Origin of the sequence: Anaeropeptidivorans aminofermentans (assembly GCF_940670685.1) — a bacterium.
In the GTDB taxonomy this organism is placed as follows: Bacteria; Bacillota; Clostridia; order Lachnospirales; family UBA5962; genus Anaeropeptidivorans; species Anaeropeptidivorans aminofermentans.
This window is the reverse complement of sequence record NZ_OW711693.1, coordinates 912,901-927,183: the sequence shown is the minus strand read 5'-3', so window position 1 is coordinate 927,183 and position 14,283 is coordinate 912,901. Positions and strand designations below refer to the sequence as shown.

Annotated in this window: 11 protein-coding genes; 2 read left to right on the top strand and 9 right to left on the bottom strand. The window is 39.1% G+C overall.

The features are described 5' to 3' along the window. Positions 1–49: 49 nt before the first annotated feature. The 5 genes from NBX03_RS03775 to NBX03_RS03755 all read right to left on the bottom strand — a co-directional run bounded on the left by NBX03_RS03775 (position 50) and on the right by NBX03_RS03755 (position 4,358). Positions 50–805 carry a creatininase family protein gene (locus NBX03_RS03775; RefSeq protein ID WP_250229442.1) on the bottom strand — a complete coding sequence of 252 codons (756 nt, stop codon included), beginning with the start codon at positions 803–805 and terminating at the stop codon, positions 50–52. A gap of 593 nt (positions 806–1,398) precedes the next feature. Further along, entirely contained in the window at positions 1,399–1,788 is a 390-nt protein-coding gene (locus NBX03_RS03770; RefSeq protein WP_250229441.1) for a DUF2500 domain-containing protein, read from the bottom strand. A gap of 235 nt (positions 1,789–2,023) precedes the next feature. Beyond that, complete coding sequence (locus NBX03_RS03765) at positions 2,024–2,629, bottom strand: hypothetical protein (protein ID WP_250229440.1); 606 nt, start codon at positions 2,627–2,629, stop codon at positions 2,024–2,026. Positions 2,630–2,896: 267 nt separating this feature from the next. Further along, positions 2,897–3,685 carry a class I SAM-dependent methyltransferase gene (locus tag NBX03_RS03760; RefSeq protein WP_250229439.1) on the bottom strand — a complete coding sequence of 263 codons (789 nt, stop codon included), beginning with the start codon at positions 3,683–3,685 and terminating at the stop codon, positions 2,897–2,899. A gap of 31 nt (positions 3,686–3,716) precedes the next feature. Beyond that, positions 3,717–4,358 carry a D-2-hydroxyacid dehydrogenase gene (locus tag NBX03_RS03755; protein WP_408628554.1) on the bottom strand — a complete coding sequence of 214 codons (642 nt, stop codon included), beginning with the start codon at positions 4,356–4,358 and terminating at the stop codon, positions 3,717–3,719. 1,038 nt (positions 4,359–5,396) lie between these two features. Here NBX03_RS03755 and NBX03_RS03750 point away from each other — a divergent pair. Both NBX03_RS03750 and NBX03_RS03745 read left to right on the top strand, forming a co-directional pair. Next, entirely contained in the window at positions 5,397–6,065 is a 669-nt protein-coding gene (locus NBX03_RS03750) for an AroM family protein (RefSeq protein WP_250229437.1), read from the top strand. A gap of 165 nt (positions 6,066–6,230) precedes the next feature. Then, positions 6,231–7,166: a DUF1177 domain-containing protein gene (locus tag NBX03_RS03745; protein ID WP_250229436.1), complete on the top strand. Its 936-nt coding sequence runs from the start codon at positions 6,231–6,233 to the stop codon at positions 7,164–7,166. A 369-nt stretch (positions 7,167–7,535) separates the two neighbouring features. On the opposite strand, the gene rd is transcribed toward NBX03_RS03745, so the two are convergent. The 4 genes from rd to NBX03_RS03725 all read right to left on the bottom strand — a co-directional run bounded on the left by rd (position 7,536) and on the right by NBX03_RS03725 (position 14,082). Beyond that, positions 7,536–7,694 (bottom strand): rubredoxin, encoded by a 159-nt coding sequence (gene rd / locus NBX03_RS03740; protein WP_250229435.1) that lies wholly within the window; start codon positions 7,692–7,694, stop codon positions 7,536–7,538. A gap of 157 nt (positions 7,695–7,851) precedes the next feature. Continuing rightward, the gene (pyk, locus tag NBX03_RS03735) at positions 7,852–9,612 is read right to left on the bottom strand and encodes a pyruvate kinase (protein ID WP_250229434.1); all 1,761 of its coding nucleotides are present in this window, start codon (positions 9,610–9,612) and stop codon (positions 7,852–7,854) included. 10 nt (positions 9,613–9,622) lie between these two features. Next, positions 9,623–10,591, bottom strand: coding sequence for an ATP-dependent 6-phosphofructokinase (locus tag NBX03_RS03730; RefSeq protein ID WP_250229433.1), 969 nt, complete (start codon positions 10,589–10,591; stop codon positions 9,623–9,625). Further along, positions 10,591–14,082 carry a DNA polymerase III subunit alpha gene (locus NBX03_RS03725; RefSeq protein ID WP_250229432.1) on the bottom strand — a complete coding sequence of 1,164 codons (3,492 nt, stop codon included), beginning with the start codon at positions 14,080–14,082 and terminating at the stop codon, positions 10,591–10,593. The genes NBX03_RS03730 and NBX03_RS03725 overlap by 1 nt, the downstream gene beginning before the upstream one ends. Positions 14,083–14,283 lie beyond the last annotated feature (201 nt).

Below are 14,283 nucleotides of genomic sequence, written 5' to 3'. Positions count from 1 at the left end.
CCCTCTATCTATTAAAGTAATTCGGCAATGTCTTAATTTCCAGATAATATTAAAGTTTTATCTTTTCAAATTCCTCTATAAAATCCGCATAAAAATCACAGAGACCATTCAGCATATCCTGCCCCCATTGAGCATTTGCCTCTTTCGGGTGGTCGCTTCCTGCCCAGCCGGTTTTTGTAATGTTTTCCGTAAACCGCGGAACAGGAATATTGATATTTTTATAAAATACCCCGTTTAAATTATTAGAGATTAAATTTTCACTTAAATTTATAAGCTCCGTATCCTCGGCTCTATCTAAATACACGTAATTTTCGTTTATGGCCATCACTGTAGAAGCTTCATGAGCCCCTGCATGCCCCCCTGCCCATTTTTCATTTAAAGCAGGTGTTATAAGCCACCAGTTTAATATGGCAGAAAGACCGCCTTTTCTGTTAAGGTCTATGCCTACTCTTGATAAAGCGTTAATGTTTCCGCCGTGCCCGTTTAAGAAAACAACCTTTCTTGCCCCGTGGTTATAAAGGCTCATGACAATGGATTTTACTGTCTGATAAAGGCCTTCTTCTCCTAAAGAAACAGTTCCGGGAAAACTCATATGATTATCTGCATTTCCATAAGGAAGCGCAGGAGCAAATAAAACATCCAGTCTTTTTTCAAGCATTTCCACAAGCTTCACAGGCACAAGATAATCTGTGCCCAAAGCTAAGTGAGCACCGTGGTTTTCTATGCTTCCCACAGGAAGTACAACAATATCTTTTCTTTCAAAATACTCCTTTGCTATTGCCCAACTTATCATTTCAAGTCTCATAAAATAACCTCCCATATATATACTTGAATTCATATGAAATAGCAGTATTGTCAATTTACTTTGCTCTTGTTTTATACCCTCTAACGCCAAATATAGTAAATTTAAAGTTAAACAGCAGCAAAGCCGTATATGCACACAGGCTCAAAAATGTACCGTTTCCGAAGAAAAATCGTGTTTTTGAGCCTAGTGGGAATAGGCTTTTGCTACTTCTTTATATAAAATTTACGATATAGTAAAACAAATTAATCACAGCAACAAAAACCGTATATTTTGAATGGCTTAATAAAAGGGGTTCTATTATATTAAGCCGTTTATGAAAAATGGGCTTTTGTTACCTCCTTAATCTTATTTTGCTTACTTGCAGGGAAATAAAAGCAAATTTATATACAATATAAGATTATTAGCCTGTATGTATTAAACTATAAAATGCTATAAATACAGTTAAAAAACATGGGAAACTTTAACTTACCGCTTCTGCCTTTATTGGACTATAGTAAAACAATTAAATTACAGCAACAAAAACCTTATATTTTGAATGGTTTAAATACAGGGTTCTATATATTAAGCCGTTTATGAAAAATGGGCTTTTGTTACTACTTTAAAGTTGTTTTACTATACATATGGCTTTTTATTTTTTTAGAGAAATTGATATAATTATTTTCAGAATAAAGCAGGTTCCCCTCGTCTCCTTCAGACATATATTTATAGTCTTTTGAAGGAATGAGAAACTCCTTTAGCTCCCTGCCTTCAAGCTCAAACAGGGCAAAGCATTTCGCAAAAGGCCTTTTGTTAAATAGCCTTATACCTGGCCCTTTCCTGTCAAAGCCCCGATTAAGCTCTAAAACCTTTGCTTGTGAAAGGATTGCTGTTTTTAAAGAATTGCTTGATAATTCCTTTGTTATTTTAAATATAACTGTTGTTATAACAGAAAATAAAATAACAGTTACAAAAGAAATCATCATCATATTAAACGGTTCAAACATTAAATTTAATCTGCTCCTCTTTGTGGATATTAAATCCAACCGCTATCTTTCTATAGTAATACAAACCCTATTATAGCAACAAACATAGTCCTAAACAACTTATAGTAAAATAATTTAATTACAGCAACAAAACCGTATATTCATGAGGGTTCAGAAATGTACTGTTTCCGAAAAATCTGTGTTTTTGAATCCATAGTGATAGGTTTTTGTTACTGCCTGCAAGCTATTTAAAGCATTAATTTCTTCTTTTCCTGCGGAATATAAAGGCACATATACCTATGAATACAATTGCCAGCGGAATTAAAACAAATGAAAAATACTGCCTGTCCGGTTCATTATCTTTTTGTACTTCATGAGCAGCAGATATTTCCGACGGAGCTGCTGCACTGGGAGATTGGGCATCATTATTGATATTTGTTTTTGAAAGCCTTTCCGCTTCTTTTTCCTCAAATTTTCCTTCATTTAAGTATTTTTGCATCCGCTTAGACATATCATCGGTATTTTTTATCTCTAAGCTGTCTGTTTCAAGGCTTGTTACTTCCCATATATAGAGGGGGTTATTTTCATCATAAAATCCGCAGAGATATACCTCGCCTGCTTCTGGAGAATCCGTAAAGACATAATCAGAATAAGTATACTCCTTGTTTTCAGAAAATTCCCCTTTGATATTTTTCTTTTGAATTACCGTAATACTATTTTCTTCTATGCTTTTAACTTCTCCAAAATACACCTGAGAAGAATCAGTATTAAGAAGGCCCTCCGGTACATCGCCTGCATAGCATAATACAGACCTCAATACTACCATAAGTAAAATAAGCATATATGAGAATCGCTTTTTCATTGAGATTTCTCCTTTATTATCTTAGACCTAAACGAGGCAAACATTTTGTCCTAATTATTCTACTATAAATTTATTAAGTATATTTTTTATTCTTTAGAAAAAAGAGCCTGAAAATCAGGCTCTTTAGCCTTTTTGTCTTAGAAAACCATTAAACCAGAAAATAGTCCTTTCTGCTTCCATCTATTTGGATAGATAGATTAGAATAAGTAATAAAAATAAAGCCTTGTAATTACCCCTGCAAAATCTTCTTCTGGAACCTATTGGCTCTTATATCTTTTCCAGAATGTCCAGTGTATGGTTAGAAAGCCCTACAAGGTTTTGGTTTTCGCAAATACTCATTGTGTATGCAAGGTATTTTTCATATAGACTATCTTCCATGTTGTCTATTTCAAGCTTGTAATAACAAGTAAACATATCTGTACCCACGTAGTTCAAGCGCTTAACGCTTAATCCTTCGTTTAAAACATCAATCTGTTTTTTTCTGTACAGTTCAAAAATGCCTTTGGGATTGCTTATAGGCAAAAAGCTCTCCTCGTCCAGCAATTCATTATCGGTTAAAAAATCATACATATTTCTTATGAAGCCTGCCTGCATCATAGACGCATCAAACTGGCAATAGGAAACGAAAATAAGACCGCCTTTTTTAGTTACCCGAAGGGCTTCGTTAAGGCATTTCATTTTATCCTCATAAGTAAATAAATGATACATGGGGCCGAGTACGAGAGTTCTGTCAAAAGTATCGTCTTTATATACGGAAAGGTCCAGTCCGTTTCCTCTAACCGCTCTAATGTTATCTGTCGGAAGTATCTGCCGGTTTAAAATATCCAAATTTGACTGAACAAGCTCCACCGCATCTACTTCATAGCCTAAATGAGCATAGTGGAGAGCATATCTTCCCGTTCCGGCGCCTACTTCAAGTATCCTGCACTCTTTATGAAGATATTTATCTATATATTTTCGGGTAATAATATATTCTACCATGCCATGCTTTGATGAAAAACGCTCGTTCTCATTTCTGGAATTGTAAAAGTCCGATATGATTTTCTCTTCTTCCATTTAACAGCTCCCGTCTAAGAAAGATAGGAAATTAATATCCCCTCTTAAAATCAACTACGTTTTTCATTTCTTCTCCATTTACAAAAGCCTTGTAATTATTGATGCAAATATCCAGTATTCTGTTATAAGTAGATTTTAAGCTATACCCGCCGGATACATGAGGAGTTAAAACAAGATTTTTTGCCTTCCAAAGCCTATGGCCCTCCGGAAGAGGCTCAGGGTCTGTAACGTCAAGGCCGGCACCCCATATTTTGTTTTCATAAAGAGCGTCGCAAAGGGCCTCGGTATCGATTGCCGTTCCCCTGCCTACGTTTATTATTATGGCGTTTTCTTTCAAAAGCCCTATTCTTTCCTTTGAAAGAATCTGCTTTGTATCTTCCGTTTCAGGCACGGAAAGAGAGATGATATCCGCTCTTTTTATAAGTTCATCAAGGTCGTCTATTAAATGAATTTCATCGGCATATTCTGATTTTTTCGTATTGCTTCTTCTTACACCTATTACATAGCTTCCCATTGCCTTCATTCTTTTGGCAAATTCTGTTCCTATATCACCCATTCCAATGACTAAAGCGGTAGAGCCTGCTACTTGAAGCACATCGCCTTCGCTCTGCCAAAGCTCATTGCTCTGATTGTCCCTATAAAGATGGAGTTTTCTTACAAGCATAAAAAGCATTCCTATCATATGCTCGGAAATAGCAGGGCCATATCCGCCTGTGGCGTTTGTAAGTATAGCCTGTTCCGGAAAGCCCTCTTTTTGAAACAAATCGGAGCCTGCGGAAGAAAGCTGCATCCATTGAAGCCTTTTAAGGTTTCTCACCTTTGACGGCGAAAGGCTTCCGAGGATAACATCGGCTTTTTCAAGATCCTCATCTTTCAAATCTTTTCTGTCCATGTAAGAGTAGTCAGCCGAAGGCAGTATCTCCTCAAGCGATTTGCGCCTGTCCTCATCCATTTCAAATAATACGAGTACGTTTTTTATTTCTGCCATTTAAATCCCTCCTGTATATAGTTTATCGTTATATAAAGTTTAAAATAAAAAATCCCTTTTGTACAGTAAAATCATTGATAAAGATCGAAAAGCCTTTGCCACTTCCCCAAAAACAGGTTTTCGACGTATTTTTATAGGAAGGTTTTCAAAATCCCCAAAAAATCTTTGTATTCTTGCGGAAGTAAATTCTGCCAAAATAATTAACCTCTGCGGTGTTAAAAATTTGTTCATAGCTTCATAGGCTTGCCCTTCATCTATCCATAAAAAGCTGCTTTTTTAAGTTATAGCGAACAGAGATTGTATAGTAAATTTAAAGTTAAACATCAGCAAAACCGTATATTCACACAGGCTCAAAAATGCGCTTTAAAAGAAATATAGTAAATCGCCTTTGTGAAACTGCCTTTATTTGATTTATATATTAAAAGCCTTATGGCCTATTATGGTATAAAGGCAATTTCATTATGTTTCCGAAGGAAATCCGTGTTTTGGGGCCTGATGGGAATAGGCTTTTGCTGCTTCTTTATATGAAATTTACTCTAGTTATAAGCTCGGCTTGTATCATTTTTAAGTTAACTTTGTATAAAACACATATTTTCAGTCTATTCCGCTTCTGTAATAATAATCATGATTGCCTAAATATATTAAGGCCTTGTATTGAAAAAACATACCGATAAGGTTAAAATATAGTTCAAAAGTATCAGAATATGCCAAAGGAGGTTTGCAATGCTTAAGAAAATCGGTTTCATAACCGTAGGACAGTCACCGAGAAAAGATGTTGTTCCTGAAATGGCCATACATTTAGGAAAAGATATTGAAATTCTCGAAGCCGGAGCCTTAGACGGTCTTACCCTTGCAGAAATTGAAGAGTTTAAGCCTGAAGAAGGGGACCTTGTTCTTGCCTCTACCTTAAGAGACGGAACAGCGGTTGTCTTTGCTGAAAAGTATATTAAAGACAGGCTTCAAGACTGTATTTACAAGCTGGAAGAGGAGGGTGCCGACCTTATTGCATTCATATGCACAGGCGATTTCCCATGGAAATTTCAATCAAATGTTCCTATTATATTCCCGTCGGAGGTTCTTAGGTCCGCTGCAACCCCTTTCGTTTTCCATAAGGGCCTTACAGTGTTTACCCCTGATGAAAAGCAGATGGAATATTCCAAAAACAAATGGAAGCATATCGATAATGTAAAAACCATAGCCGCAAACCCCTATAAGGGTATGGAAGGCATCATAAACGCAGGAAAGCAAATCCCTAAAGAAAGCTGTGACCTTATTGTATTGGACTGTATAGGCTATAACCTTGAAATGCAAAATACCCTTAAGGAAATGACAAATATCCCGGTTATGACTGCTCGTTCTGTTCTTGCAAGGCTTTTGGGAGAGATTTTTTAATTACAGCAAAACAAGATTAAGGCAGTAATAAAAACCTATTTTTTATAAACGGCTTAAAATATAAAATCACTATTTTAAGCCATTCAAAATATACGGTTTTTGTTACGCTGATTTATTGTTTTGCTATAGGTATGCTACATAAACTAAAGCAAAGGAGATTTACTCATGTTAATCAAACAAATCATGGAAGTTTACGACTTACTTGACAGAGCAGACGCCAGCGGTGCAATGGTCAAGGAATTCTTTGAAAACTACGGCGCAAAAGATGTTACAGTAAAGAAATTTACAGGTGAAAAAGGCTCTACCGATTTTATAAAAATAAAAATAGCCGGTAAAAACGGAAAATCCAACGGCGGAAACGCACCTACGCTCGGTATTTTAGGAAGGCTTGGGGGATTAGGTGCAAGACCTGAAATGATCGGCTTTGTTTCAGACGGAGACGGCGCTTTAGTATCTCTTGCCACCGCCTTAAAGCTTATTGATATGCAAAACAAAGGCGATTTTCTCTTTGGAGACGTAGTAATCCATACCCATATATGCCCCAATGCACCTACATCGCCTCATGAGCCTGTGCCTTTTATGGGTTCTCCTGTAGATATGGCAACGGTTAACGCCGAAGAAGTAAGCGGAGACCTTGATGCAATCCTTTCCATAGACACAACAAAGGGAAACAGAGTAATCAATACCAGAGGCTTTGCCATATCTCCTACCGTTAAGGAAGGCTATATTTTAAAAATAAGCAATGACCTTCTCGAAATTATGCAGACCGTTACCGGAAAGCTTCCCTATGTATTTCCTATTACCATGCAGGATATTACCCCTTACGGAAACGAGCTTTACCATTTAAACAGCATTCTCCAGCCCGCCACGGCAACCAATGCCCCTGTTGTGGGTGTAGCCATAACCACTGAAACAGCTGTTGCCGGCTGCGCAACGGGAGCGACTCATTTTTCCGATTTGGAATGCTGCGGCAGATTTGCAGTGGAGGTTGCAAAATACTTCGGCCAGAATAAATGCCCCTTCTACGATGAAGATGAGTTCGGAAAAATAGTAAAAAGATACGGAAATATGCATCATTTGCAGACGAAGGGAAACGAATAAATATAGTAAAATAGCTTTAAGCTAGTAATAAATTATTTTACTTATAATAGAAGCGATATAGTAATTTGCTTTTCTTCCGCAGTAAGTAACGGACTCCAAGAAGGCATACAGTCTAGGAAAAGCAAATTTACAACGCTACTGTTTTACTTTAATTCGAGTATGCCCGGATTCATCTGAAATCCCAGCATTCTCAATTTGCTTTCTCTTTATATATAAAAAGGCGAATAACTAAAGTTATTCGCCTTTTTGCTTATGATACCCATATTTAGTAAATTTAGAGTTCAACAGGAATAAAACTGTATATTTTGTGAGTCTATAACAAATAGGTTTTATTCCTTCTTTGCAAGAAATTTACTATGACAGGGTATCCTATTGTTTTTCAAAATCGTCTTTGCTTACACCGCAAAGGGGGCAAACCCAATCATCAGGTATATCCTCGAAAGCTGTTCCCGGAGCTATCCCGCTGTCAGGATCGCCTACCTCCGGATCATAAACATATCCGCATACTACGCATACATATTTATCCATGAAAAACCTCCTCGCTAATTATTTATTTGAACTGATAAAACTTGGATTTGCTTCACAAATCCAAACCGCCGCTTACTGAGTTCACAGGGCATCTTTGAAACATAATTACCCCGTTCTCTAAGTTCGCGCCGTTTCATCATAATCAAAACTAATGGAATTATAATTCCCTCACACCATTATATATTATGCCGCTTTTACTGTCAATTGTTATCATGGCGGCATTCTGTATCCTGCCTACAACCTCTTCTTTGCAGATAACAACAGGGATTTCAAGGGCCTGACCTGCGGTTATCGCCATATCGTAATCGTCGTCTCCTGCTCTTCCGATAATGAGGGCGGAAGCCTTTCTTATATAGGGCATAATTTCATGATTTACATTCTGGGCAATGATAATATCGCCTTTTTTAAAATTATTTTTTGCATCTTCCACAGTTCTTATCACACAACATCTGCCGGTTACATTAATATCCATCGTAGATTTGCCTCTTAAGAGTACGTCGCCTACGGTTAAAACCTTAATGGTATTCGTGGTTCCCACAATTCCTATAGGGAAACCTGCAACCATTACCACTGCATCTCCGCTTTTTACAAGCTGTTTTTCTTCTACTATTTTAAGTGTAAGCTTTCCGGTTTCCTCAACCATACCAACGCTTTCATAGTAGAACGGTTTTATACCCCAACTTAAGTTTAACTGTCTGCATACTGTTTCATCATGGGTAAATGCAACAATAAGGCATTCCGGCTTAAAGCGTGATACCATCCTTGGGGTGAAGCCGGAGCGGCTTACGGCCACGATGCAGGACGCCTTTATATCTGCCGCAATTGTACAGGAAGCGTATGCAATGGAATCTGTAGTGCTTGTTTTAGGCTCCATATGGGTATGGCTTCCTGATTTTTTATAATAATCTACGGCATTTTCCGTGGCGCAGGCAATACGGGCCATCATTTTTACGGCTTCCACAGGATATTTGCCTCCCGCCGTTTCTCCCGAAAGCATGATACAATCAGTTCCGTCAAATATGGCGTTTGCAACGTCATTTGCTTCTGCTCTTGTGGGCCTTGGATTATTTATCATAGATTCAAGCATCTGTGTTGCGGTTATTACGAGCTTGCCTTTCAGATTGCATTTTCTTATAAGCTCCTTTTGAATAATGGGAACCTCTTCGGGATTTATTTCAACCCCCATATCTCCTCTGGCAACCATAATGCCGTCGGTCTCGTCAAGAATAGAGTCGAAATTCATTACGCCTTCTCTGTTTTCTATTTTGGCTATGATTTTTACTTTTTCTCCGCCGTTTTTATCCAGCACCCTTCTTATATTCCTTATATCGGCGGCTGATCTTATAAAAGAAGCGGCGATAAAGTCCACGCCCTTTTCAATGCCGAATACAATATCGTCTACATCCTTCTGGGTAAGAGAAGGAAGGCTTGTGTGAACATCCGGGATATTGATGCCTTTATTATTTTTAATAAGGCCCCCGTTTACAACGGTACATATAATGTTATTGCCCTTTACTTCCTTTACCTTAAGCTCTATCAGGCCGTCATCAAGGAGTATTTTTCCTCCCGGCCCCATATCCTTTGGAAGGTCTTTATAAGTTACAGAGGCTCTTTTTTCGTCCCCTTCTATATCGTCGGTGGTTAATACAAATTCTGAACCCTTTTCAAGAAAGGCCGTTCCTTCTTTAAATGACTTAAGCCTTATTTCCGGTCCCTTTGTGTCTAAAACAAGAGCAACCGGCTCGTCAAGCTCTTCCCTTGCCGCCTTAAGCATATCGATCATTTTGCCGTGGCTTTCATAATCCCCGTGGGAGAAATTAAGCCTGGCCCCGTTGATTCCTTCTTTAATAAGCTCTTTTATGATTTCATAACTTGCTGTTGACGGGCCTAATGTTGCCAAAATCTTCGTTCGTTTCATATGATCTCTCCTAAACAGACAGTACTTTTATGACATTGTATAATGTATCGTTATATTCTTTTGTGCAGCTTAATGCTTCTTTTATATCCATGCTGATACGGGCACCGTTTATTACGCCCATTGCTCTGTTTCTTTCCCCATTCATAATGGCTTCTACACAATTATAGCCCATTAATGAGCCTTCCATTCTATCACGGGCCGATGGGCTTCCCCCTCTTTGAAGATAGCCGAGGATTGTAGCTCTGGTCACTATGCCCGTAACCTTTTCTATTTCCTTTGCAAGGGCTTCACTTCCTCCTCTGCCTTCGGCTACTACAATGAGATTATGACTTTTTCCTTTAGCCCTGTTTTGGATAATTTCTTTTATAACGTCTTCTGTTGAAACAGGGTGCTCCGGTATAATCACGGCTTCCGCTCCGCCGGTTATAGAACACCATAAGGCAATATTGCCGCATCTTCTTCCCATAACCTCAACCACGGAGCATCTTTCATGGGAGCTTGAGGTGTCTCTTATTTTATTGATTGCTTCCATAGCCGTATTGACTGCCGTATCGAAACCAATTGTATAATCTGTATAAGCCAAGTCCAAATCTATTGTGGCGGGGATACCCATCACATTTACGCCAAGCTCTGAAAGGGCCGCCGCCCCTCTAAAGGTGCCGTCCCCGCCTATGGTTATAAGGGCGTCTATTTTCATGATACGGCATATGTCCGCAGCTTTTTCCTGATATTTTTTTTCAAGCATTTCAGGGCATCTGGCGGTTAAAAGGCTGGTCCCTCCCCTATGTATAATATCCGATACAGATTTTCCGTTAAGCTCTGAAATATCACAGGCAAGAAGGCCTTCATACCCTCTCTTTATGCCTACAACAGAAAGGCCTCTGTTAAGAGCCGTACGGACTACGCCTCTGATGGCAGCATTCATTCCCGGCGCGTCTCCGCCGCTTGTAAGAACACCGATTCTCTTTACATCTCCCATTAAGCTTCCTCCTTTAAAACGATGCAGTCAGATGGCAAAATTCCTTCCAAATCTTTTATAAGCCCTTTTTCAGGATTTACCCAAAAGGAGGAATTCAGCCGCATTTTTTGTCTGTCTTTCTCTTTAAATATATAAACAGGAATGCTGCCTTTATGCATTTTTAATACATTGATTATCTGTGAATCTGCAAGGCTGCTTTCCCTTGGGATTTTAAGCCAAAGACTTTTATATTCTATGGCAGGTCTTCCTAAATCTTCAACAAATCTTATTTCGTTGGCAATGACCTTGGCGTTTTCTCCTTCTCTTACGGTTGCTCTTCCCCACACGACGATAACCTTATCTTCTGAAAGCCTGCTTAAAAGCTTTTCATAGATATTTGTAAAAACAATGATTTCAACGGTTCCGTAAATATCTTCAAGGGTTAAAAAGGCCATGGGCTTATTGTTTTTAGTGTAAATAACAGATTTATCCGCTATGATGCCGCCCACAATCAGTTCCTTGCCGTCATATACGCCGGCAGTTATTTTCCCCTCTTCCTCTTCTTCGTTATTTATAAAATCCCTGCTGTAGGAATTCACGTATTGGTCCAGAATCTCCGTATATCCCGAAAGAGGGTGGCCGCTTACGTATATGCCCAGAACTTCCTTTTCCATATCCAGCATATCGGCCTCTCTGAATTCCGGTAAATCAGGAAGATTATCCTTATAAACTTCTTCCATATCGTCGGAACTAAGCTCAAAAAGACTGATTTGCCCTTCTATATTCTTCTTTTTGTTCTGGCCTATGCCGTTTAATATCTGCTGGTAAACTTCAAGGTATTGGGAGCGCCTGCCGCCAAAGGAATCAAATGCTCCTGCCTTTATCAGGCTTTCAAGGCATCTTTTATTAATATCTCCTTGGCTCATACGGTTAATAAACTCCGTAAGGCTTGTATATTCTCCCTTTTCTTCCCTATCTTTTACGATGCTTGAAATCACATTTCTTCCGACGTTTTTAATTGCCGCAAGGCCGAACCGGATAGAACTGCCTTCTACGCTGAATGTACCGTAGCCTTTGTTGATATCCGGCGGAAGAAGCTTTATATTTATTTTCTTGCATTCGTCTATATATTCGGCAATTTTTGAAGAAGAATCCATTACGGAACTCATTAAAGCCGCCATAAACTGAACAGGATAATAGTATTTAAGCCAAGCCGTCTGATAACCGATGACGGCGTAGGCCGCCGCATGGCTTTTGCTAAAGGCATATTTGGCGAAATCCGTCATTTCTTCAAATATGGCCTCGGCAGTTTCTTTGGGTATGCCGTTTTTAATACAGCCGGGCACATCGTCTCCAAGACCGTAGATGAAGTTCTTTCTTTCTTCTTCCATAACGTCGGCCTTTTTCTTACTCATGGCCCTTCTTACAAGGTCGCTTCTGCCGAGGGAATAGCCTCCAAGGTCCCGAACAATCTGCATAACCTGTTCCTGATAAACGATACAGCCATAGGTCGTCTCTAAAATTGGCTTAAGCTTCGGCGTAAGATATTTTACTTCTTTTCCTGAATTTTTCCCTGCGATATATTTAGGGATAAAGTCCATAGGGCCGGGCCTGTAAAGAGAAATCCCCGCAATAATATCGTCAAAGCACTGCGGTTTCAGTTCCTTCATAAAGCTTTTCATGCCGGAACTTTCAAGCTGGAAAACCCCTTCTGTTTTCCCCTGGGAAATCATATTATAGACCTTGGGATCGGCAAAATCCAGACTATCAATATCAATATCGATGCCGAAGCTTTTTTTAATCTGAAATACCGCATGCTGCATAATGGTCAATGTCCTGAGCCCCAGAAAATCCATCTTAAGAAGCCCCAGCTCCTCCAAGGTGGTCATGGGAAACTGAGTGGTGACGACGCCGTCGTTTAAATTTAAAGGCACGTATTCCATCACGGGTAAATTACTGATAACAACCCCCGCCGCATGGGTGGAAGCATGCCTTGGCAGGCCTTCAAGCTTCATAGACATATCAATAAGATATTTTGTATCATCTTCTTCAAGATAGGCCTTTTTAAGCTCGGGATTCATTTCAAGGGCCTTTTCTATGGTCATTCCTACGGCAAAGGGGATCATTTTGGCGATTCTGTCGACCTCGCCGTATCCGTAGGCAAGGGCTCTGCCCACGTCTCTTATGGCGTTTCTTGCGGCCATGGTTCCGAAGGTAATAATTTGGGCCACGTGGTCTGCCCCGTATTTTTCTATAACGTAATCGATGACTTCCTGCCTTCTTTCATAGCAGAAATCAATATCGAAATCCGGCATGGAAACTCTTTCAGGGTTCAAAAACCTTTCAAATATCAGATTATATTTAATCGGGTCTATATTGGTTATTTTAAGGCTGTAGGCGACAATACTCCCTGCTCCCGAGCCTCTTCCCGGACCGACAATGATATTTTTTTCTCTGGCAAACCGGATAAAATCCCATGTTATAAGAAAATAATCATTAAAGCCCATGGAATTGATTACACCAAGCTCATAATTAAGCCTGTCCCAAAGGGCTTCGTCGGGGTTTTCTCCGTAGCGCTCGCAAAGACCCTGTCTGCATAGCTTCTGAAGGAATGCAAAAGCGTCGTCTTCTCCTTCCGGAAGCTCAAATTTCGGAAGCTTGTAATTATGGAACTCGAACTCCACATTACAGCGTTTACTTATTTCATAAGTATTTCTGAGGGCTTCTTTATGTTCAGGAAAAAGAGCATACATTTCCTCAGGGCTTTTTAAATAAAATTCGCTGCCTTCATAACGCATTCTGTCTTCATCGTCTACAGTTTTAAGGGTCTGAACACAAAGGAGAATATCATGGGATTCCGCGTCTTCTTTATATATATAATGAGAGTCGTTTGTAGCCACAAGCGGAATGCCCGTTTCTTTGCTTATGGCCACAATCTGCTTATTTACATGTTTTTGTTCAGAAATCCCATGGTCCTGCATTTCAAGAAAGAAATTTCCTTCACCGAAAATTTCCTTATATAAAAGAGCAACGTCTCTTGCTTTCTCATAAGAGGAATTGAGAATATGATAGGGCACAGGCCCCGACAGACAGGCACTAAGGGCAATGATGCCCTTATGATATTTTTTTAAAAGCTCAATGTCTACTCTCGGCTTATAGTAAAAGCCGTCAAGAAAGCCATAGCTTACAAGCTTAATTAAATTATGGTAGCCTTCATCGTTTTCCGCAAGAAGAACAAGATGATAATAAAAATTATCTCTTGACGGCGCTTTATCGAACCTTGAAGTATTGGCAACATAGACTTCACAGCCGATAATTGGCTTTATGCCCTCTTCTTTCGCTTTTTTATAAAAATCAATTACCCCGTACATAACACCGTGGTCGGTTATGGCAAGGCTGTCCATGCCAAGCTCCTTGGCCCTTTTTATGAGGCCTCCGATTTTGGCAGAGCCGTCTAAAAGGCTATATTCCGTATGTACGTGGAGATGAGTAAATTTCAAATCATCAGTCATTGAACTGCTCCTGAACTATTCATTCTTTACTGAAACCAGTAATTATATATTGAATTTTATCATCTTTTTAAGGTTAGTTCAAATCTTTTACAAATATTTAATGTGCTTTTCTTTAAAAACAACTGTCTTTTATCCTGAAATTTAATCTGAAAGTTTATTATTTTTTAAATTCTAATATAGGAGCAAATGCTTTTACGTTTT